The sequence below is a fragment of the Amycolatopsis sp. CA-211722 genome (genome assembly GCF_056828465.1).
Map to the genome: position 1 here is coordinate 7,405,521 of NZ_CP184752.1, position 21,004 is coordinate 7,426,524.

Annotated in this window: 17 protein-coding genes; 8 read left to right on the forward strand and 9 right to left on the reverse strand. The window is 69.4% G+C overall.

Annotated elements, in window-relative coordinates; all coding sequences use genetic code 11:
- Positions 1–67 precede the first annotated feature (67 nt).
- On the reverse strand, positions 68–1,057 hold the full coding sequence (locus ACOCEP_RS34420) for a S1 family peptidase (RefSeq protein ID WP_482333567.1): 990 nt from the start codon (positions 1,055–1,057) through the stop codon (positions 68–70).
- Between the two features lie 253 nt (positions 1,058–1,310).
- On the reverse strand, positions 1,311–2,534 hold the full coding sequence (locus ACOCEP_RS34425; RefSeq protein ID WP_482333568.1) for an NAD(P)/FAD-dependent oxidoreductase: 1,224 nt from the start codon (positions 2,532–2,534) through the stop codon (positions 1,311–1,313).
- 457 nt (positions 2,535–2,991) lie between these two features.
- On the opposite strand from ACOCEP_RS34425, the gene ACOCEP_RS34430 reads away from it, so the two are divergent.
- The 5 genes from ACOCEP_RS34430 to ACOCEP_RS34450 are packed head-to-tail and all read left to right on the forward strand — an operon-like array spanning position 2,992 to position 8,164.
- Complete coding sequence (locus tag ACOCEP_RS34430) at positions 2,992–4,593, forward strand: GMC family oxidoreductase (protein ID WP_482333569.1); 1,602 nt, start codon at positions 2,992–2,994, stop codon at positions 4,591–4,593.
- Positions 4,590–5,087 carry a nitroreductase family deazaflavin-dependent oxidoreductase gene (locus ACOCEP_RS34435; protein WP_482333570.1) on the forward strand — a complete coding sequence of 166 codons (498 nt, stop codon included), beginning with the start codon at positions 4,590–4,592 and terminating at the stop codon, positions 5,085–5,087. Before ACOCEP_RS34430 ends, ACOCEP_RS34435 begins: the two co-directional genes overlap by 4 nt.
- A 16-nt stretch (positions 5,088–5,103) precedes the next feature.
- Positions 5,104–6,183, forward strand: coding sequence for a polyprenyl synthetase family protein (locus tag ACOCEP_RS34440; protein WP_482333572.1), 1,080 nt, complete (start codon positions 5,104–5,106; stop codon positions 6,181–6,183).
- Complete coding sequence (locus tag ACOCEP_RS34445; RefSeq protein WP_482333574.1) at positions 6,180–6,902, forward strand: HAD family hydrolase; 723 nt, start codon at positions 6,180–6,182, stop codon at positions 6,900–6,902. The genes ACOCEP_RS34440 and ACOCEP_RS34445 overlap by 4 nt, the downstream gene beginning before the upstream one ends.
- A complete protein-coding gene (locus ACOCEP_RS34450; protein WP_482333576.1) occupies positions 6,899–8,164 on the forward strand; it encodes an acyl-CoA dehydrogenase family protein in 1,266 nt (421 codons plus the stop codon). The genes ACOCEP_RS34445 and ACOCEP_RS34450 overlap by 4 nt, the downstream gene beginning before the upstream one ends.
- 112 nt (positions 8,165–8,276) lie before the next feature.
- On the opposite strand, the gene ACOCEP_RS34455 is transcribed toward ACOCEP_RS34450, so the two are convergent.
- Together ACOCEP_RS34455 and ACOCEP_RS34460 are read right to left on the reverse strand one after the other, a co-directional pair.
- Positions 8,277–9,545 carry a helix-turn-helix transcriptional regulator gene (locus ACOCEP_RS34455; RefSeq protein WP_482333577.1) on the reverse strand — a complete coding sequence of 423 codons (1,269 nt, stop codon included), beginning with the start codon at positions 9,543–9,545 and terminating at the stop codon, positions 8,277–8,279.
- A 28-nt stretch (positions 9,546–9,573) separates the two neighbouring features.
- Positions 9,574–10,890, reverse strand: coding sequence for a helix-turn-helix transcriptional regulator (locus tag ACOCEP_RS34460; protein WP_482333578.1), 1,317 nt, complete (start codon positions 10,888–10,890; stop codon positions 9,574–9,576).
- A 440-nt stretch (positions 10,891–11,330) separates the two neighbouring features.
- On the opposite strand from ACOCEP_RS34460, the gene ACOCEP_RS34465 reads away from it, so the two are divergent.
- A complete protein-coding gene (locus ACOCEP_RS34465) occupies positions 11,331–11,783 on the forward strand; it encodes a hypothetical protein (RefSeq protein ID WP_191260015.1) in 453 nt (150 codons plus the stop codon).
- Positions 11,784–11,862: 79 nt separating this feature from the next.
- Positions 11,863–12,279, forward strand: coding sequence for a cold-shock protein (locus ACOCEP_RS34470; RefSeq protein ID WP_482333580.1), 417 nt, complete (start codon positions 11,863–11,865; stop codon positions 12,277–12,279).
- 66 nt (positions 12,280–12,345) lie between these two features.
- On the opposite strand, the gene ACOCEP_RS34475 is transcribed toward ACOCEP_RS34470, so the two are convergent.
- Entirely contained in the window at positions 12,346–12,681 is a 336-nt protein-coding gene (locus ACOCEP_RS34475) for a hypothetical protein (RefSeq protein WP_482333581.1), read from the reverse strand.
- 674 nt (positions 12,682–13,355) lie between these two features.
- Here ACOCEP_RS34475 and ACOCEP_RS34480 point away from each other — a divergent pair.
- Positions 13,356–15,548 (forward strand): ATP-binding protein, encoded by a 2,193-nt coding sequence (locus tag ACOCEP_RS34480; protein WP_482333582.1) that lies wholly within the window; start codon positions 13,356–13,358, stop codon positions 15,546–15,548.
- A gap of 188 nt (positions 15,549–15,736) precedes the next feature.
- Here ACOCEP_RS34480 and ACOCEP_RS34485 read toward each other — a convergent pair whose 3' ends face one another.
- The 4 genes from ACOCEP_RS34485 to ACOCEP_RS34500 all read right to left on the reverse strand — a co-directional run bounded on the left by ACOCEP_RS34485 (position 15,737) and on the right by ACOCEP_RS34500 (position 20,946).
- Positions 15,737–16,360 (reverse strand): response regulator transcription factor, encoded by a 624-nt coding sequence (locus tag ACOCEP_RS34485; RefSeq protein WP_093935886.1) that lies wholly within the window; start codon positions 16,358–16,360, stop codon positions 15,737–15,739.
- Between the two features lie 70 nt (positions 16,361–16,430).
- Positions 16,431–17,081: a helix-turn-helix transcriptional regulator gene (locus tag ACOCEP_RS34490; protein ID WP_482333584.1), complete on the reverse strand. Its 651-nt coding sequence runs from the start codon at positions 17,079–17,081 to the stop codon at positions 16,431–16,433.
- A gap of 98 nt (positions 17,082–17,179) precedes the next feature.
- On the reverse strand, positions 17,180–18,424 hold the full coding sequence (mycP, locus tag ACOCEP_RS34495) for a type VII secretion-associated serine protease mycosin (RefSeq protein WP_482333586.1): 1,245 nt from the start codon (positions 18,422–18,424) through the stop codon (positions 17,180–17,182).
- The gene (locus ACOCEP_RS34500; RefSeq protein WP_482333588.1) at positions 18,421–20,946 is read right to left on the reverse strand and encodes a hypothetical protein; all 2,526 of its coding nucleotides are present in this window, start codon (positions 20,944–20,946) and stop codon (positions 18,421–18,423) included. Before ACOCEP_RS34500 ends, mycP begins: the two co-directional genes overlap by 4 nt.
- Between the last annotated feature and the right edge of the window lie 58 nt (positions 20,947–21,004).

The following is a 21,004-nucleotide window of genomic DNA, read 5'->3' on the forward strand; positions in this document are numbered from 1 at the left end:
TTGTCCGCTCATGACCGATCCGGGCCGTTGGTACGGCCCGGATCGGTCGGGACGGTGCCGTGGGTCGTCAGGCGAGTTTGAGCCGGTAGGCCTGCATCGCCAGGGTGAGCGGGTAGTAGAAGCTGACCCGGTCGTCACCGCCGGAAAGAGTGCCGAGACCGCGGGTCCCGGCATACGCCGGACCGCCGGAGTCACCGGGCAGTGTCACGATTTCCGCGATGAACGTGTTGTTGATGACGCCGACGTCGGTGTTGACCGACTGATTCACCGCGATGATCCGGCCCGCGCGCGTTCCGGTCGTCTTGCCATGGGACTGGATCTGCTGTCCCACAAGGGGAACCGCCGCGGAGGTGATGCGCTGACCGTTGACGATCTGTCCCGGCCCGGTACCGTTCGGACGCGACAGCAGACCGGTGTCCGCGCCAGGGCAGTCACTCGCGACGACCGGCGCTCCTGTGACGTCGCCACCGGACCACGTTCCACCGGCGTTCGTGCAGTGGCCGGCGGTGAGCATGAACGGCTGGCCGTCGCGCGTGACATTGAAGCCCAGCGAGCAGTTGGCTCCGGCGTTGCTGCTGATCTGCTCGCCGCCGGCGATGTGAAGGGACAGCTTCCCGGTACGCCGCTCGACCCGGACGCTGTCGCCGAACGCCGCGGCGGCCGCGGTGACCCGGTCGGCGGACGTCTTCGTCGCCGTGTCGTAGACGGTGACGACGACCTGGTTGGCGCTCGTGTCGATGCCCCATGCGGTCTGGGGGACGTTCCTGATCTTGTCCAGCTGGTTCTTCACTTCGGTCAGGGCCGAAAGGGAACGCTTGACCTTTTTCGCCTTGAGCCCGGCGGAGCGCACCTTCCGCTCGGCGGCGTCGTCGACGACATTGACGACGGCTTTCCCGTTCTCGAGGTGGATTCCCCCGGACGCGAAGCCGACCGAATCCGCGACACGGGTGGCGACGTCGACCGAACCCTGCGCGGACGATGTCGCGGGAATAGCGGCCGTGGCCGCCAGCAGTGCGATGAGTGCGGCGAACAGGGTGAGCAGTCTTCGGTATCGCATTGTTCCTCCTCGGGCCCAGTGCTCGTCAGATCACCTTCGCCGCACGGGTCTCTTCCGTCCACATCATCGGACGGGTCCCGTCGATAAGGAGGGAATCACTTCACGAACCGCGCCCCGCGTCCCCGCGATCCGACATGCCCGACGCCGCCCGGCGGCGTAGGTGTGTTGCGAAAGCCACTTTCGCAACGTTGAAGGTTGCCAAAGTGGCTTTCGCAACACACCCACGCCGCTCGACACGACCACCCCGCCCCGGTCACTTCCCCCGGCGCCGGGCCACGAGCATCCGGAGCACCCGGCGCAACTGAGGCCGTGAAGGCAGGTAGTAACCGAAGAACGCCGCCCTCGACAGCCAGGCGGGGCGGCCGCGGAACGACATCCCCCAAGCCTCCAGCACGGCGTGACCGCGACCGAAACCGGCGGTGACCCCGACGCTCTTCCAGGTGAACTCACGCTGCGCGCGGCCTTGGATCACCCGCGCGACATTCCCGCCGACCCAGCTTCCCTGACCGATCGCCCAGGCCGCGTCGACCGGGCACGGTTCGCCCGACGCCAGCGGCACGGATGCCGCGTCGCCGCCGCTCCACACCTCCGGCGCGATCTGCAGCATGCGATCGGCCCGCACGGCTCCACGGTCGTCGACAGGCAGGTCGTCGAGTCCCGGCAACGGACGCGGGCTGTTCCCGATCGCCGCGACCACAGTGGACGCCGCCAGCCAGGAACCGTCGTCGAGCTTCACCCCGTCGGAGCCCACGGCGACGACCCGGGCCGGCGCGACGAGACGTACTCCGTTGTCCTGGATCTCTTTGCGGACATGCGCGCGCAGCTTGGGCGGCATCTCCTTCGCCAGTTCACCGGTGGGAGTGACGAGAACGACTTCGGCGTACTCGCGTTCCGGAGTTCCCTCCGTGGCACGGGCCAGCCGCTGCGCGATCGCGACCGACGCTTCGATCCCGGCCAGACCGCCGCCTGCCACGACCACGGTCAGTGCCTTGGCGCGCAGCTTCTCCTCGGTCGCCGAACGGGCGCTTTCCACGCACTCGTCGAGGTGGGCGACGAGTTTCCCGGTCCGGCCCGCGTCCCGCAGCCGGAACGCGTGCTCCTCCATCCCCTCCACCCGGCTCACGTCTTCGTACTGGCCGGTGCCCACGATCAGATGGTCGTAGTGGAGGGTCTGTTTCGTCCCGTCGACCCGTTCGACCTCCACGGTCCGAGCGGCGCGGTCCACGCTCCTGGCATGTCCTCGGACGTGCCGCGCGGTGGGCATCGCTTCGGAAATCGGGCTCAGTTGCGCGTCCGGCGGCAGTTCGCCGGAAAGGACCTCGCCGGTCCAGCCATGGAAGGTGTGCGCGGTCGCCGGGGCGACCACGGTGAAGTCGACCTGCTTGCCCACCTTGCGTTTCAACGCCCGGTACGACCAGATCGACAGATAACCCGCGCCCAGCAGGACGACGTGGCGCCGTTGTTCGGTCGTACTCATAGCTCGTACTCCTCAAGCGATCGCAGGCCTGCGCAGGAAAACCACGGAAGACGCGTAGCGCGTGATTTTCTTTCCGGTGATGGTTCGCAGACTTTAACGGAAATCTCAGGTTCGGCGCGCGAAGAAAGTGTTTTCGAGCAAATTCCTTGAACGAATTCTCGACGTTTCCATCTCCGGGAACGAAACCCGTAGCGACCACCGCGTCCTTCGTCGGCAAGTGTGCGACACCTCGCGGCCCTGGCGCCGAAACCAGGACTTTTCGTCCACCACCGAAGCTCTTTCGCACCGTCCAACACAGCCGCACCCCGGTGTCCTTTGGGGCGGAAATACCAGAAATTCACACCGCCCGCCACGATCGGGCGAACGTGATCCGGTAAACCAGCAGTGCCTATACCCGCAGACACAACGCCACAGCCCATCCTCTTCCCGGCGAGGGCCAGATGGAGGGAAATCCCTTATGACGGACGCAGTACGCGCCTTCGACTACATCGTCGTCGGCGCCGGATCGGCCGGATGCGCCATCGCGGCCCGCCTCGGCGCCGAACACGACGTCACCGTGGCGTTGGTCGAAGCCGGCGGCCCCGACGACAACCCGGCGATCAAGATCCCGGTCGCGTTCCCTGCCCTCTTCGGCAGCGAAGCCGACTGGGACTACCGCAGCACCCCGCAGCCCGGCCTGGCCGGACGAGCGATCCGAGTCCCCAGGGGCCGGGTTCTCGGTGGCTGCTCGTCGATCAACGCCAACGTCTGGACCCGCGGTCACCGCGCCGACTTCGACGGCTGGGCGGAGGCGGGCGCCGAGGGATGGTCCTACGCGGACGTCGAACCCTACTTCCGCCGGTCGGAACGCCGCGTCGGCGACGACGAGGCGGGCGTGTACGGCTCGGAAGGCCCGTTGTACGTCGAAGACGTGCGTGGCGAATCCGAGGCGACGCCCGCTTTCCTCGACGCCTGCGACGAGCTCGGGCTACCACGGTCCGCCGGGGTGAACGGAGGAGACCACACCGGGGCTGGACGCATCCCCACGGCCCAGCGTCGTGGTGAACGCTGGAGCGCGGCGGACGGCTATCTGCGCATCCTCCGGCATCCCGGCCTGGAGCTCCTGACCGGGATGCACGTCCAGCGGATCGTCGTCACCGACGGCCGGGCCACCGGGGTCGAAGCCCTGAATTCCGACGGCGAAGCGGTCACGCTCACCGCGCGTCGTGAGGTCGTGCTCAGCGCGGGCGCAGTCAACTCGCCCCAGCTGCTGATGCTGTCCGGCATCGGTCCGGCGGCGCATCTCGCCGAGCACGGCATCGACTGTGTCGCCGATGCCCCGGGTGTCGGGCTCGGCCTGCAGGACCACGTCTTCACGCCGCTGATCGTCCACTGCCCGAAACCGGTCACACTGGCGTCCGCGGGCGAACCGGCCGCCGCCGCGCTCTACGAGTCCGAACGCCGTGGCCCCCTGACCTCGAACGTGGCCGAAGCCGCCTGCTTCCTCGCGAGCGGCCCCGAGCAACCGGCGCCGGACCTGGAGATCAGCTTCCTGCCGGTGGCCTTCGTCAACCACGGAATCGACCCGCCACCCGATCACGCGCTCACCATCGCCGTCGTGCTGCTGCGGCCGGAGAGCTCCGGGCAGGTCCGGCTCCGGTCCGCGGATCCTGCCGACGCGCCGGAGATCGATTTCGGCACGTTCTCCGACCCGGACGGCCATGACCTGCGGCGGCTGACCCAGGGTGTCGAGATCGCGCGCCGGATGTTCGGCACGACGGCGCTCGCGCCGTACGTCGGCGAGCCCTGGTATCCGGCGCTCGACCCCGACGACGCCGAAAGCGTCGAGAAGCACGTCCGGGCGCACACCGACACCGTCTACCACCTGGCGGGCACCTGCCGGATGGGGGCGGACGAGGGCGCGGTGGTGGACGCGGAACTGCGCGTGCGCGGGGTCGCCGGCCTCCGGGTGGTGGACGCCTCGGTCATGCCACGGATCACCCGGGGGCACACCCACGCCCCGACCGTCATGCTCGCCGAGCGGGCCGCCGACCTCATCATCCGGGAGTTTTCGTCATGAAAGAACGAGTGCAGGCCATCCTCTGGAAAACGATGATCCGCGTCGCCCCGAAACGCTGGTTCATCACGTTCATGCGCACGGTGCTGGTGCCCGCGGATCGCTTCCTGCTGGAACGGACCAAGGGCAGGTTCAGCCTCGGCGGCACCACCGGCGCCGGCACGCTGCTGCTCACCACCACCGGCCGTCGTAGCGGCAAGCAGTACTCCTCGCCGCTCTTTTTCTCCCCCTACGGCGACTCCTACGCCGTGGTCGCGTCGAATTTCGGCGACCGCAAGCATCCGGCGTGGTCGGAAAACCTCCTCGCCGACCCGAGGGCGACCATCACCCTGGGCAACCAGGTCCTCCCGGTCACCGCGCGACTGCTCACCGGCGAGGACCACGACGCGCAGTGGCGGCTCATCACCAGCTACGGCCCCGCCTATCAGGACTACCTGGACAACAGCGGGCGCGGGAGCTTCCGCATCTTCGCCCTCGACAAGGCACCGTCTTCGTGAGCACAGGAGTCACCCCATGACCGTCTACACGGAACACACCGGCCGGTCCCTGGATTTCGACGAGGTCCGGGAGCGGGTCCTGACCCGGCTCACCCTCTTCCTGGAAGCCAAACGGGACGACGCCGCCTGCCGGGGTCTCAGTCCGGAGATTCCCGAAACACTCAGGGATTTCGTCACCGCGGGCGGCAAACGGTTACGCCCCATGCTCTGCTCGGCGGGATGGCGGGCCGCCGGTGGCACCGGGCTACCGGACACGGTCGTCGACGTGGCGGCGGCGCTCGAGCTGTACCAGGCGTTCGCGCTCATCCACGACGACGTGATCGACGACAGCGCGACCCGGCGATCCCGGCCGAGCGTCCATCGCTCGATCGCGGACCGGTATCCGCGGGCCCGGAACGCGCGGCGCTTCGGTGAGGCGGCGGCGATCCTGATCGGCGACATGGCGCTGATGTGGTCGACCGAGCTGCTCACGGGCGCGGCCCTGCCACCCGGCCGTCGCTCCGCCGTCTGTTCACTGGTCGACCAGATGCGTGAAGAGATGCACTACGGCCAGTACCTGGACCTTTTCACCTGCCTCAACCCCCTCGACGACCACGGCGCTCCCTTGACCGTCATCCGGTACAAGACGGCGAGGTACACGGTCGAACGTCCGCTCCAGCTGGGTGCGCTGCTGGCCGGCGCGGACTCCGACCTGCTCGATCGGCTCAGCCGGTTCGCCCTGCCGGTGGGGGACGCGTTCCAGTTGCGGGACGATCTTCTCGGCCTTTTCGGGAACTCGGCCACGACCGGCAAACCTGTCTTCGATGACTTGCGCGAGGGCAAGCGCACGGTTCTGCTCGCTTTGGCCGCGCAGCGTACGGACACCGCCGGGCGCGCGCTGCTGGAGAAGCACGTCGGCGACCCGCGGCTGAGTGAGCAGGACGCGCTCCGGGTCTTGGAGGTCATCGAGGGCACAGGCGCCCCGGCGATGGTGGAGAACATGATCGCCGACCGCACCGCCGAAGCCCTCGCCGTGCTCGACACCTCGCCGATGCCGCCTTCCGCGGCCGCCGATCTGCGTCACCTCGCCGCGCTGCTGGTGGAGCGCGAATCGTGAAATACGCCGTGCTGGACCTGGACGGCACCCTGTTGCGCGGTGTTCTCGGCACCCGCTACCTCGAGGACCTCATCGAGGACGGCGTCTGCGACAAGGACGAGGGGCTGGCCTGTCTGCGGGCGATCCGCGGCTACGCGTCCGGCGGGAATTCGCGTCGCCAAGCGATGACCGAGGCCTATCAGGCTTATGCGAAGGCGTTGCGCGGTGCGACGGTCGCCGAGGCCAGGGAGACGGCCGCCCGGACCTGGCGGGCGTGCCGCGACGAGCTGTTCCCCTTCGCCGAGCAGCTCATCGACCTGTTCAAACGGTACCGCTACCGGATCGTCCTCGTCTCCGGCAATTCCGACCTCCCGCTGCGGGAGGCGGTGGACGACCTCGGGCTGCATTCGGGGTACGGCGCCCGGCTGGCCGAATCGGGCGGGCGGTTCACCGGCGAACTCCTGAGCACCCCCGGGCTACCCGGGGGAAAGGCCGCGGTGGTCCGGGAACTGGCGGCCGGCGGCGACGTCGAATGCGCCGTCGCCGTCGCCGTCGGCAACGGCGGAATCGACGCGGAGGTCTTCACCCACGCGGGCGCCGCCTTCGCGTTCGAACCCGACGACGAACTTCACGCCTTGAGCAGCGGCCGGGATTGGCACGTCGTCGATCGTGAAACGATCTTGGCCGCCTGCTCCGAGGTGCTCGCAGACCTGAACCGACCGAAGGAGCAGGAGAAATGACCCGACGGGATCCGTACACCGAACTCGACCTGACGATCAGCGAGCACGCGAAGGAGTGGCGTGACCGTGCCCGGGTGTTCGCGCGGGAGTACGCGGCCCCGATCGGCCACCGGCTGGACCGGATGACCGCGGCCGAAGCGGTCGCGACCGGCTCGCCGTACTTCGAGTTCATGACTGAGGCCCGCAAGGCGGGCTTCCTCACCCTGACCGCCCCGGCCGAGTTCGGCGGGCTCGGCCTGACCCGGTTCGAGGAATTCCTCGTCCTGGAGGAATTGGCCACCGGGGACGCCGGACTGGCCACCAGCCTGTTCATCGCCCCGCTGGTCTTCCAGTTCGTCTACAACTTCGGCAGTCCCCGGCTCGTGGACGAGCTGAGCCGTCCCTACTACACCGGGGAACAGCCGTCGTGGTCCAGTTGTTTCGCGATCACCGACCCGAACCACGGCTCCGACATGATGGCGGCGCACACCCCGTCCCTGACCGTCGGCGGCGGAGACACCAGGGCACACCTCGACGGTGACGAATGGGTGCTGAACGGGACCAAAGCGGACTGGATCAGCTGCGCGGTGACCGCGTCCCACGCCCTGGTCTGCTGCACACTCGACGGCGACAGCCTCGCCAAGGGCGGCATCTTCGTCGTCCCCCTGGACCACGAGGGCGTCACCCGGACAGCGCCACTGGAGAAACTCGGACTCCGAGCGCTCAACCAGGGTGGCTTTTCCTTCACCGACGTCCGCTTGCCCAAGGAGTATCTGCTGATCGGTGAGAACGCCTACCCGATCGCCATGCACGCGACGCACGCGCTGGCCAGTGTCTCGATGGCGCTCTTGGCGTTCGGCACGGGCCGGGCCGCCTACGAAGGCGCGCTGAGCTACACCGGGCATCGTGTCCAAGGCGGCAAGCCCTTGCGCGAGCACCAGTCCGTCCAGCTGCGCCTGTTTCGGATGTTCACCCGGCTCGAAGCCGCCCGCGCTCTCAACCGGGCGGTCTACGCCCACAACTACGGGCAGGCTGACGCCGGCGACCTCGGTTCGATCGCGCATTCCGCGGCCAGCAAGGTGTTCACCACGGACACCGCCTTCGAGGTGTGCGACCTCGCGATCCAGCTCTGCGGTGCCCGAGCGACCCGCCTCGACGGTGTCGAACTCCCCGGCGGGGAGGTCTTCTATCCCGAAAAGCTGCTCCGCGACGCGAAAACGTTCAAGGTCGCCGACGGGGAGAACGACCTGCTGGCGCTGATCGGCGCCGCCCACCTCCGGTGACCCCGCGACGCCTGTGATCAGGGGGACGACACACGTGATTGAACGGACGACACGCGTGATCAGATGGACATCGCGTGTGTCGTCCATCCAGTCACGTGTGTCGTCCGTCTGATCACAGGGAGAAGATGCCGCGCAACCCGTCCCTGCCCGTGACGCCCAGTTTGCGATACACCTTGGACAGCCGGGCCTCCACCGTTCTCGTCGACACGGACAGCCGTTCGGCGATCTCCTTGTTGCGCAGTCCGGCGCGAGCCAATTCGGTCACCTCTCGCTCCGGGTCGGTCAACGGCGCGTGCTCGGTGGCGCTGCACAGATCGTTCAGTACCGCGGTGAACTCCGGCCGGAGCACGACGCCGGCGAAATCCCCGTGCTCGTCACGGCGCGGCGCGCCGTCGGGATCCGCGGCGATGGTCGAGGAGGCGTACAACGAGATGGCGAGTGTTTCCCTGGCGCCCCAACGGCGCGCCGCGATGACACTCGCGGAGGCGAGGGAGGCGGCCAGCACGGGCCGCTGCAGCACATGCGAGCAGAGCGCCGCGTGGGCGCGCCAAGGCAGCACCGCCGGGTTGTGCACGGAGCGGCTGAGCAGCAGACGTCCGCAGGCCTTGTAGTCGTCGTAACCGAGTTCGTGCTTACCCGTGGCGAGATGCAGTCCGCCGCGGGCGAAGAGGAGTTCCGCTTCGTCGGCGACATCGGTCAGCGGACCGTCGAAGTCGTGTTCACGCAGGAGAGCCCGTGCCCGCGAGAATTCGCCCGCCGCCACCGACGCGGACACCGTCCACGCGACGGCGAGGCTGCGGAGCTCCGCCGGGATCCCGCGCGTCAGGATCTCCTTCATCGCTTCCGAGGCGGCTTCCCGCCCCGCTCCCCACGACGCCACCCTCGCCCGCAGCAGCGCGAGACCCGACCGTGTCACCGTGGCGCCGTGCTCGCCGCGGGTGTCCTCGGCCAGCCTCAGCAGGGCACGTGCGTCGGCCAGATGCCCCGCGTACGCGAGGGCGAGCACACCGACCCAGATCCTCTCCGGCCCCGGAAGCTCCTCCGAGGTCAGCGGCGCCCGAGCCAGCCGCACCACCTCACCCCGCTGGCGGCCGCGATTGAGGGCTTGCACCACCCGGAGCACCTCTTTGGACTCGCGCCCAGCGTGCCGTGACTCGTCCTGCTCGAGCCCGGCGAGGAAGCGTGCCCCGGCGATGTGCACCAACTGAGCGTAGCCGGTGACGGGACGTGACAGTGAGTGTTGGGCAGACAGCATCCGCACCAAGTGCCCGGCGAGATACCACCGGCCGTCGGCCACCAGCCGCTCGAGTTCGGTCCGCACGGCACCGACGGGATCCACCGGACCGGCCACCGGCTCTTTCGATCCGGCTTCTTCGAACATTTCGTCCTCTCGCCTCACCCCTGCACCGTCACATCTGCCGACCGGCCACTTCTTCACCGAGCGCGTCGCGGAGCCCCCTCCTTCCCCGCACGCCCAGCTTCCGGTACACATTGGACAGATGGAACTCGATGCCTCTCAGTGAAAGACCGAGTTTTCCGGCGATCTGTTCGTTCGAGTGGCCACCTCTCGCCAGCGAGGCCACCCTGCTCTCCTGTTTGGTCAACCGCACCGAGTCGGTCATGCCGCCGAACTCGGCGCGCAGGTTCTGTGCCCTGCCGTGCGCTCCGATCTCCTTCGCGATTCCCACGGCTTGGCCGATCCGCCAGCGTGCCCCCGCGACGTCGTCGCGGGCCGCCAAGCGCCGGGCGAGCTCCTGATTGACGGTGATCAGTTCGCTGCGGGCACCGCCGACTTCGAGCAGCTCGGCCGCCTCGGTGAGCTGCGCACAGGCGTCCGGTCCGTCTTCGACCGTCGCCAGGGTGCTCAGCGCCATGCCCAGCACTCTCGGCTCGCCCCAGCCACGAGCCCTGAGCAGTACCTGACCGGCGATCCGGGCGGCGAGTTCGTCCCGCCGCGCGGCCTTGGCGGCCAGGGAGATCTGCGTCGGGCACAGCAGCATGGCGCGGTTCGACATCCGTTGCCCCTCGAACAGGCGCTCGGCCTGCAGGAAGTCCTGGAAACCGGTGTCCGCGTCGCCGGTGGCCAGCCGGACCGCCGCCCGGGCCGACAACAGCATCGGGCGACACATCAGCCACTGCTGCGCCGCCCGCTCGAGGCCGCTGTCGGCCATCAGGTCCACCGCTTCGTCGATCGCCCCTTCTTCGAGCAGGACGTCGACCAGCCAGGACACACCGAGCAGCCGGACGTTCTGGCTCACGTCCGACTCGATCAGCTCGCCGAGGATCCGTCGCGCGCCCGGCAGATCGCCGGTGTGCCGGGCCACTCTCGCGCGAGCGCGGAGCATCATGCTGCGGCGTTGCGCCCGGGTGAACGGCCCCGGCTCGACGTCCTCCACCAGCCGGACGCACTGTTCGTCCACGGTCACGAGTTCACCGGCGCTCACCAGTGTCACGAGGGCACGCCACACGCACAGCGGGTCGTGACGGCACGGAGCCTCGTCCAGCGCCTCCTCGGCCCACGCGACGGCAAGGCCGACGTCCTTGCCTCGGGTCATCTCTCGGGCCGACTTGGCCGAGGCGCACAACCCGGCGGGCACGGCCGGAGCGGGCCCGGTGTCCTGTCCGGCCATCAGCCAAGGCACGCTGGCGGTCAATCCGGGGGTGACCACGTCCAGCCGTGCCTCGACTTCCGAGGTGCACAACCCCTCGACGCCACGAAGATCCAAGCCACCGCTTGGTGTGTCGGCTCGCTCCCTCGTCCGGAGCTGGCCGTTACCGCGCCGAACCATGGTCACCTCTGGCGTTTCCGTCCAAGAACACAAGACAAGCCAGCGTATCTCCGACGATGAGGACGATCCATCACGCGCGCGGTTCGAGACAAGGGGTTCACCCGAAAATACATCGCCGACGCGATGCCCGGCCACGAGAAGACATCGTAAAAGACGTGTCAGAAAAGGCAGTCGTGCTCACCAGATCTGGCAACGGCCGCCGCAAAGAGCCATCGGACATTGGCGAAGTGCCAGAATGCGGTCGAAACATGTCTCAAGTGCAGGGCGCCTTCCCACGTCCACGACCGGCGATCGTCCCACCCGGCGCAACGAGTTCCGGACGACGAGCGGGCTCCGTGGTAAGAAGCGAAGGAGCAGAGGGATCGAAGGAGTTCACGATGAAAGCAGCTTTGCGCATCGCCGTCGTGATTGGCCTGCTGGGTTCCTCCGGCGTCCACTTCTACCTCTGGACCATCGAAGGACTGGGTTTCCTCGCTCCCCTGTTCCTCCTCAACGCGATATCCGGTCCGCTCATCGCCATCGGACTGCTGGCGTGGCGCCATCGGCTCATGACCTGGCTGGCCGTCGATTTCGGGGTGGCCACCCTCGGTTCGTACGCCATCGCGGAGACCGTCGGCGTCTTCGCTCAACGAGACCACTTCAGCACCTTCGCTGAGTACTGCGCGACGGGTACCGAACTGGTCTGCATCATCTGCGGCACACTCCTGCTGATCCTCGATCGCGGCGCCAGGAAGAACCGGTCGGATCAGCAGCCGAAACCGGAGTACACCCTGCCGATCCTGCTCGCCCGCAAGACCGAGACGTCCGACGGCGGCGAGCGCGGCTTCTGATCACCCGGCGCCAGGACCAGCCCCCACGGCCTGCCCGAGCGCCCCTGGCCCCCCATCGAACAGCCGGAGGATTTCCGTCGTGCCCGAAGGAAAAATCGTCAGTTTCGACGAGATCCGCGGATATGGTTTCGCCGCGCCCGAGAACGGTGGCGAGGATGTGTTCGTCCACGTCAACGCGCTCACCTTCGACAAACGGCTGCTGGGGCCGGGCGTCTCGGTGAAGTTCGACGTGCTGGAGAGCGAACGCGGCTTGAAGGCGTCGCGTGTGGACCTCGTCGAGTCCCCGGAAGGCGGGGCCGGCGACCTCGCGCGCCGGAGCTCGGCGGCGAGCACCCAGGACGACGGCATGTGTGACGTCCTGACGGTCAAGGAATTCCTCGACGAGGTCACCGAGTCGCTCATCGGTGCCGCGCCGAGTGTCACCGGCGAGCAGATCACGCTGATCCGGCGTCAGCTCGTCCACCTGGCGCACAAGCACGGCTGGGTGGAAGCCTGACGGCGCAGGTCCGAGCCTGGCGCGCGAGAGGGTGTTTTAGGACAACTACTTCGCCCGAAAGGGCGGTCAGGCGTGGACGAGCACGAATCCGTCCGTCCGCGCCTTGCTGAGCAGGTCCACAGCGGACCGGAGCCGTTCGGCCGCCTCCTGCGCGTCACCCGCCTCGGACCGCCGGAACGCCTCGGCGGCGTTGCTCAGGCCGACCAGGATGTCGATGTAGGAGTCCCGGACCTCGCCCCGGGGCTGGACGACCACCAGGCCGGCCAGCTGGTCGACGTACTCGTCGAAATGACTCGCCAGCTCCAGCTGCGGACGGAAGACGTCTTCCCGGGTATCGGGTGGCGGACAGGTCGTCCTCTCCCCCGGTTCTGCGTGACTCCGGCGGTCATCCTCGAACACCACGACATCCCCCCTTCTCGGCGGCTCGGACATCCCGACGATCCTGTCATATTCCACTGTCGACACTACCGCCGTTCAGTGGAATCGACCTGATCACAAGACAAATGACGGACGACTCTGCCCTTCCGCACCCAGGCCGCCCACTGTGGACGTTCACTCCCTGGTACCACAAGGTTTGTTCGCCGCGTGACGGTCAGCGCGGGCGAATTCCCGGCACGGTCAGACGAATACGCCGACCCGTTCACTTTCTTCCCGGCGAGAAATGCCGGGAACCCGCTCCGAAATTTCCGATTTCCGGTATTCATGAAAGTGCCCGCGGATACCGGCCAGTGCGCCGACCGCTCCCCCGCCGAGACCTACGACAGTCCTCGGCGGTCACTTGACAGCCAAGGCCGATCATCACGTGAGAGCAGTCGCCACGACTTGACAAGGAAGCAAGAAACCGCAGCTCGAAGGCATGTTGACGGCCTGCCAAGACCGTTTCCACAAGCCCCTTCGCGCTCTCCGGACGGCTTCGGTGCGGCACACCCCTGTGGATGAACCGCAGAGTTCCCCGAAGGGCCCGCGCCGCGCTCGACACCGGCCTCGAAGGGGTGGAAAAGTCGCTTTGAAGGCCGGTCAGTTCGATAGTCGTCCACCGTTCCCGGACCAATACCCCGAGCGTCAAGGAGGCCGTCATGCGATTTCGCTTCGCTCTCTTCGGCCAGGTTCGGGCTTGGCACGACGACGAAGAGATCCTCCTGGGGCCGGCCCATCGCCGCACGGTCCTCGCCGTTCTCGCGTTGCGCGCCAATCAGGTCGTCACGCGATCGGAGTTGATCGACGCGGTCTGGGGTGAGCATCCGCCGGCGAGCGCGAACGGAAGTATCTACACCTACGTGTCCGCGCTTCGGAAGGTCTTCGCGGCCCAGGAAACCGATCCCGGCACTCCCCCGGTCCTCGAGTCGAGCGCGACGGGTTATCTTCTTCGCGTTCCAGCCGAGGCCATCGACATGGTCCGCTTCGAAACCCTGCGCGAAGAAGCCCGCCGACGCTACCGGGACGCCGATCCCGCCGGGACGATCGCCGCGCTCGACGAAGCCCTCGCCCTGTACCGCGGGGAGCCGCTGGCGGAACTGCCCGGCCCGTTCGCGGCAGCGCAACGCGAGCGGTTGAAGGAACTTCGGCTCGACGCCGTCGAGCAACGCGCGCGAGCGCTGCTGGATCTCGGTGAACACGCACAGGTCGCCACCGAATTGTGTGACGTCGCCTCGCGGCACCCGATGCGCGAGAATCTGCAGGACCTTCTGTTGCTCTCGCTCTACCGGAGCGGCCGCCGCGAGGAGGCACTGGAGGTCTTCGAATCGGTACGGGCGATCACCATCGAGCAGCTCGGCACCGAACCGGGTTCCGCCCTCACCACCCGCTACGACCAGATCCGGTCGGACGACCCGGCGCTGTGGCCGCTGGAGACGGGTGACGCCTCGGGGCCGGCACGCCTGCGCGCGACGGAGTTCGTCGGCCGGGCAGCCGAACTTTCCCGGCTCCGGTCCGCGATCACCGGGGTCGAGCAGGGCCGCGGTGGCGTGCTGTGGATCGAGGGCGCGGCGGGCGTCGGCAAGTCCGCGCTCGCCGCGGAAGCCCTCGCCGGAGCGCGCTGCGCGGTGGGGATCGGCGTCGCCGACGAATTCAGCCCAGAGGCACCCTTTCGCCTCGTTCTCGAATGCCTGGGGGTGCGGCTCACCGCGACCGATCCTCGCCGGGCTGCGCTCGCGCGCGCTCTGAAGGTCCCCCGTGACCGGAATTCCGCGGCCGACGCCGAATCGATCATCGAGCTGGTACGGGAACTCTGCGCGCAGGCGCCCTTGATCCTCTTCGCCGACGATCTACAGTGGATCGATTCGGCGGGCCTGTCGGTCTGGCGGGAGCTGGTCCAGCTGACCGCTCGGTCACCGTTGCTGCTCATCGGCTCGCATCGTCCGCTCACCGCGGACGCGGCTCTCGGCGAACTGCGCGACCAGGCCGGGGAAATCCTCAGGCTGCAGGACCTGCGCGACGACGAGGCGGCCGACCTCCTGACCGTCCTCGCCGGACCTTCACCGGAGCCCGCGGTCGTCGCTTTCGCCAGGACAGCGGCGGGAAACCCCCGGATCCTCACCGACCTCGTCGACGCGTGGCGGGCCCACGGCGCACTCACCGAACCGGACGGCGAAGACCGGCCCGAGCTGCCGGTATCCGCCGCGCAGGTGATCAAACGCCGGCTGGCGTTCCTGTCCGCGCGCGCCCAGGAAGCGTTGCGCTGGGCGGCGCTGTCCGACCCCGAGTTCCCGGAGCGCGACCTTTCGCTCGTCCTCGAGCTTCCGGCGGCCGAGGTGGCGCGTCTGGTGGACGAACTCGTCGACGCCGGACTGCTGGCGCGCACCGGGAACGGGCTGCGCTTCCGGCACCCCGCCGTCCGCCAGGCTTTCTACACGACGATGCCGCAGGCGATCCGGCTCGCGCTTCACCGGCAGCTCGCGGAAGTCCTCGACGCGGCCGGAACCGAGGTGGACCACGTCGCCGACCGGGTCGAGGCCGTACCGACCTCGGTGGATTCGTGGGTGCGGGACTGGGTGCTCCGCAATGGACACACGCTGGCCCCGGAATCAGCGAAGACCGCGCTCCGGCTCGTCCAATGGGTCAGCTCGGCGCCGAGCACGACGGCCGGCGAACGCGGACATCCCGAAAGTGTCCATAGAGGACTGATCAGAGGGTTCGCCCACGGCGATCCGGGACCTTCTTCACCCGACATACCGCCACAACGGATTTCGGACGGCGTTCCTGACGGCACCCAAGGCCGTCTCAGGGACCGCCTGCCGCCGGAATTGGCCTGCCGGCCCGAACCCCCGTAGCCGGCACACGCGTTTCGTCCTCTGAACGCGGTACTTGCAACGCGCAAAGACCCTCTTCGCCGACTGGCGAGGAGGGCTGTCTTCATGTCCGGCGGTGTTCGTGGTCCTCGACTTCTCCTGTCGCTCCTTCACCACACCCGAGGCCCGTCATATCCGTCGCGCCCCCAGCGCGCGACGGCTCCTCGGGCTCAGATGACGCCGGCTCGCAGGGCGTACGCCACGGCGTGCGGGCGGTTTCGCAGGTGCAGCCTGTTCGTCATCGAGTAGATCACGCTCTTGACCGTACGCTCGGAGTAGCAGAGTTCCTCGGCGATCTCCGCGGTGTCGAAACCGTCGGCGATCAACCGCAGGATGTCCACCTCCCGCGAGGTCAGCCCGGCCGCTCCGAGCCCGCGGGGTGACAGCACGTCGCGCTGCAACCGCCGCACGTTCTCCAGCAACTGTCCCAGCAGGTCCGGGGGCAGCGCACCACGACCGGATCCCGCCGCGCGCACCACCTCCACCAGCCGATCGGCGGAGACCTGCTCGCGGGACAACACCGCCACCACGCGGCATTCCACGGCCGTCATCACCTCGTGCTCCTGCAACTCGTTCGTCACCAGCACCGTGGGCACGGCCACCTCGGCCGCCCACTGCTTGAGCTCGGCCACCACCTGCGACGACATCCGATCGGCCTGGACCACCCGCACGTCGTTCGCGGTCAGCGCCGCGCAGTCCACCACTTCCACTTCCGGCCGCGACCGGAAGTAGCTGGTCAGCCCGACCTGCGTGATCGCATCGAACGCGCGCACCCCTACCCGTACCGTCTTCACCAGAACCTCCCGCTCGCTGTATCTGTTGTCCGAATGCGACATCCGCTGCCCCTGAATCACCTGGAGCGCCTCATATCGCGCCTGTCCGGAAGGCGTACGCCACCGCGTGCGCCCGCGAATTCAGTCCCATCCGGTTGATGAAGCCGTAGAGGACGTTCTTGATCGTGCCCTCGGAGTAAGGCAGCAGATCCGCCATCTCCTCGGTCTGGTAGCCGTCGGCGATGAGCCGGAGCACCGCGAGTTCACGGTCTTCGAGACCGGACAGCGTCAGCCCCTCCGGATCGAGGACCTCGGTCCGCAACCAGTTCAACCGTTCGAGCAGGGTGCCCTGGAGCGAGCCCGGCAGGAATGCCGCTCCCCTGCTCACCGCGGTGACCATCGCGGTGAGGGAGGTGTTGGTGACGTCCTGGCGGTGCAGGAAGGCCACCACACCGCATTCCACGGCGGTGAGGATGTCCTCCTCGCGAAACTCCCGGCAGACCACCACGCACTTCAGCGCCGCGTCGGCACCGAGCCGGTTCTGCAGCCGCCGGAGGTAGGCGAACACCTCGACACCGGCGACCCCCTCCACCGCCACCACCGTGACGTCCGGGGCGTCGACCCGGTCCTGCTCGGGGTCGTCGACACGAACGTGCAGGTGAGGCGACCGTTCGAGCAGGGTCCGGACGCCGGACGCCGTGAACGGGTCGGGCGCGTGCACCAAGACCTCGGCGCTCTCCACGACTGCCTCCCTCTGACTGATTTCACCAGTGAGGAAAGCCTGGGCTCGCACACTTCACTTGACCTCTATCGCCCGACCGGCGCACCGACGGCTGGTTCTCAAGGACCAGTTTCACGCGACCGGACGCGCACCGTCCGCCGCACCGCCCAGTTCCGTTCCCTGCCGCCGCGCATCAGCCGGAGGGCCGGCACCAGCACGAGGGCCAGTACTCCCGCGACGACCAGGCTGAGGACCGCGACCACTTGGCCGTTCCCCTCGCCTTCGGGGTCGGGTACGGGACCCATCGGCGGCGGGCTCGCCAGCTGCCTCAGGACACCGGCCTCCTCCGGGAGCACCCTGGTCACGGCCGCCACGACGTTCACCGTGCCCCAGCCAAGCCCGGGATCGGGACGAGCGGCCGCGGGCGGATCGGCGGTCACCTGGAGCCGATGCTTGACCTGGCCCGCGCTGAGCTTCGGATGGTAGGCCCGGACCAGCGCCGCGGCGCCGGCGACGAACGGCGCCGAGTAGCTCGTCCCGGTGCCCTGCCACTGCCCCGGCCCGCCGGGGCCGATGCTCGTCACCCCGACACCGGGGGCGACGAGCGACAGGAAGGACCCGGTCTGGGAGAAGTCGGCGTGCTTGCCGTCCCGGTCGATCGCTCCCACCGCGATGACCCCGGGGTACGCGGCGGGATAGGTCACCGGATCGCCCTGTTGCGCGCTGTTGGCCGCGGAAGCGACCACCACCACGTCGCGATTCGCCGCGTACGACACCGCGCTGGACAGTTTCGGATCGTCCACCGTCGTGCTGGCGGACACGTTGATCACGCGCGCGCCGCCGTCCACGGCCGCCCGGATGCCGTCGCCCAGCGACGCCGCCGTCAGGACCGGCGCGGAGCCGTCCTCGCCGAGTTTGGCGCACCGGATCGGCAGGATCGACGCGCCGGGCGCGACACCGGCGAACCCGGTGGTGGTGTCCCGCGAGGCCGCGATGATCCCCGCCACGAACGTGCCGTGGCCGTAGCAGTCCGTATCCGCCCGCCCGCCTGGGGCCGTGACGTCGACCCCGGCGGTCACCTTCCCGCCCGAAAGCTGTGGTGAACCGCCGTCCACCCCCGAGTCGACGATGCCGACGGTGATCCCGGCTCCGGTGGTCAGCGGCCAGACCCGTTCCGGTGCCAGCCGTTGCTGGGCCCACGGCGCGGACCGTTCGGTCCCTTGAGGCGGACCGAGGCAGCCTTTCTGGTCGGTCGGCAGCGGCTGCGGAGGCTGCTGCGCGAAGGCCGGGGCACCGGAGAGGACGGTGAGGAGGACGACGGCCGCCAAGCTCGCCGTCGTTTCGAGCAACCGTGGCGGTCTCATGACGCCATCACGGTCGAATGCCCGCCCGCCCGTCCCGGCGCCGCCATGGTCTCGGCGTCCCACTCAACGAGTGGGCTGGTCAACCGGGCGACCGCCCCCGGACCTTCCACCAGCCGGAGGGTGTTCTTCCGCCGCCGGGCCAGCACCGCGTCGAGCTTGCCGAGCGCCCGTTGATCGCGTTCGTCGAGTTCGGTGGTGTCGCCGGGGACCTCGCCCGGCGCCAGTTCGCGCAGGAGGACAGCGATCCGCGGAGCCCGGGGGCCCTCGACGTCCGGATCCTCGCTGTCGTCGGCGCGGCGCACCGCCAGCGCCTTGAACCGCGCTCCGGCACCGAACACCACTTCGTCCGGTGTTCGCTGGCCCAGCAGCTCCGTGGTGCGCCGGGCCGTGGCGGGCCAGATCAGCACGTCGACCGCGGCGTCGGTGACCGTGACGTCCAGGTCGAGACTCGCCGTGAGGAATCCGGGCTCGACGTGGACCGAGCCCGGTTCGACCGGCTCGTCGGACCGGCTCTGGCGCAGGACCGGCCGCCGGTGCATCGGCAGGCGGCGGATCCCCGAGGAGAGGCACTCGAGCTGACCGGGCAAGCCGTTCTCCTGGCCGGACCGGACAGCTCCGTTGACAGCCTGCGCTCCACCACGGCCTTCGCCCAGGAACAGGCACACCGCGGCGTAATCGGCCTTCACCCCGGCCGAATCGTCCTGCCGCATCGACGGCCAGGTCGCCAGCGCCGCGTTGACGGTGGCCAAGGCCTCGCTGAAGTCGTGCCCGGCCGCCGCGGTGAAACTGGCCTGCTCCGTCGCTTTGCTGCCCCGGTCGGCGACCGCCAGCGGCGTCGGTCCCGGAGCCACCGAGAGCGGGTCGCGCCGCGGCGCCACCGGGACGGGCGGTGCGCCCGGCGCCGGATCAGTCCCGGCAAGTCCGGGAGAGCCTTGCGCGGCGGGCGGCACGAGCGGTTCGGGCGGGTAGGGCGACGGGTCCGGCGCGCTGGCGGGACCACCGGTCGCCGGTGGGGTGACCGGCCGCGGTTCGGCGGGCGGTGGCGGAGCGGGCTCCTCCCTGCGTGCCGGAGGCGCCTCCTCGGCGGGGCCGGGCCGGGTCCCCGGCATTCCGGAGACCGTCGGAATGGGCATCGCCGACATCGTCGCGATCCTCGCCGCCGCGGCCGCGCTCGGCACAGCCGGAGCGTGCGGCGGTGCGGCGGGCGTGACCGGTTCCGCCGCCGGGGCGGCCGGAGCCTGAGCGATGGGCGCCGGGGCTGCGGGTGCGGGGTCGACGGGCACCGGATTCCGGTGCGGTGCGGCCTTCGCCGTCGAGGGACCGCCCGGCGCGGCGAGCCGGGAGAGGACCGCCCTGGTCGAGTCGTCCGGCTCGCCGGCGACGCGGAACCTGGCCCGTGCCCGCAAGGCGGGGTCCAGCCCGGACAGCAGCTTCTCCACCGCGTGCAGAAGAGCGCGGTCGACCCGGAATCCGGGGGTGCCCAGCTGCAGGGTCCAGCCTGCCGGATCGAAGGGCAGCGCGGTCGAGGCCGGGTCCGCCGCACCGGAGCGGACGACCAGGCCCGAGGGCACGACGTCGGCCCGCACGTCACCCAGCCCGTAGGTGCTGGGACCGACCCGCTCCCAACCGGCGGGAGGAGGCACGACGTCGAGGACCACCTGGTCCCCGCCGCCCATCGGCTGGCGGAGCAAGGTGGCGAACGACGGGAACCGCGTCCGCGGCGGCCGGTTCCCGGGCCCCGCGGTCGAGAACCCGCCCGGAACGGTCACGAGGTCCCGGCCGAGGCGCAAGGTGGTCTCCGCGAGCCACGCGTAACCCGCCACCGCGGGTTCCCCCGGGACGAGCACGAAGGACTCCGGCAGCGATCGGAGCACCTCGGCGACCGCCGCGGGGGAAGGCGCCACCCCCTGACCGCCGACGAACACCCGGGGCGCGCGTGGGTCCACCGGAATCCAAGCCACCGGGTCGGACAGCTTCGTGGGAGCCGTCCGCAGGTCGCGGACGACCAGCCCGGCGGGTACCGGCTCCACCGCGACCGGTCCCCGCACGAACGGCTGAGCGGCCACGGCGAGCTCCCACCCGGGCCGCGGATGCCGCATCCCGCCGAACTCGGCCCCCTGCCCCGGCCGGAACAGGCGCCAGCCGGTACCGCCGGTCCCGTGCCCGGCGAACAGGGCCGCGCCCGGCCGGTCGAGGAAGCCGCCGTCCGCGGCGAACAGGTCGGTACCGAGCCGGTCGGCGAGCCGCTGCGCGATCGCCGTGTGCGCGCCCAGCCTGGGAAGTCCGATCCGGACGGTGAGGGCGCCGGTCTCCCGCCGGGCGACCCCCACCAGATCCGGGAGGACACCGAAGACCGAAGGATTTCTGGCGGCGACCGGCGAGACCAGCACGAACAACTGCCCGTCCACGACGGGCGGCCACGCGAACCGTCCCGCGTGGTCCACGGTTTCATGGCGCTCCCGCACGAGCAGGTGCGCCCCGCAGCGGTCGGCGACCAGCGCGGCCGCGGAATCTTCAGCCATCTTCTCGCTCCAGCTTTTCCAGCTCCGGCGCCGGGTGGCGCCGTGTCCGGTCCGGTCT

What these genes read in the sequence shown, in the direction of transcription:
- ACOCEP_RS34465 (WP_191260015.1), top strand. Translation starts at nt 11,331, where the DNA reads ATGAAAGCAGCTTTGCGCATCGCCGTCGTGATTGGCCTGCTGGGTTCC.
- ACOCEP_RS34425 (WP_482333568.1), bottom strand. Translation starts at nt 2,534, where the DNA reads ATGAGTACGACCGAACAACGGCGCCACGTCGTCCTGCTGGGCGCGGGT.
- ACOCEP_RS34455 (WP_482333577.1), bottom strand. Translation starts at nt 9,545, where the DNA reads ATGTTCGAAGAAGCCGGATCGAAAGAGCCGGTGGCCGGTCCGGTGGAT.
- ACOCEP_RS34500 (WP_482333588.1), bottom strand. Translation starts at nt 20,946, where the DNA reads ATGGCTGAAGATTCCGCGGCCGCGCTGGTCGCCGACCGCTGCGGGGCG.
- mycP (WP_482333586.1), bottom strand. Translation starts at nt 18,424, where the DNA reads ATGAGACCGCCACGGTTGCTCGAAACGACGGCGAGCTTGGCGGCCGTC.
- ACOCEP_RS34420 (WP_482333567.1), bottom strand. Translation starts at nt 1,057, where the DNA reads ATGCGATACCGAAGACTGCTCACCCTGTTCGCCGCACTCATCGCACTG.
- ACOCEP_RS34480 (WP_482333582.1), top strand. Translation starts at nt 13,356, where the DNA reads ATGCGATTTCGCTTCGCTCTCTTCGGCCAGGTTCGGGCTTGGCACGAC.
- ACOCEP_RS34440 (WP_482333572.1), top strand. Translation starts at nt 5,104, where the DNA reads ATGACCGTCTACACGGAACACACCGGCCGGTCCCTGGATTTCGACGAG.
- ACOCEP_RS34435 (WP_482333570.1), top strand. Translation starts at nt 4,590, where the DNA reads ATGAAAGAACGAGTGCAGGCCATCCTCTGGAAAACGATGATCCGCGTC.
- ACOCEP_RS34430 (WP_482333569.1), top strand. Translation starts at nt 2,992, where the DNA reads ATGACGGACGCAGTACGCGCCTTCGACTACATCGTCGTCGGCGCCGGA.
- ACOCEP_RS34450 (WP_482333576.1), top strand. Translation starts at nt 6,899, where the DNA reads ATGACCCGACGGGATCCGTACACCGAACTCGACCTGACGATCAGCGAG.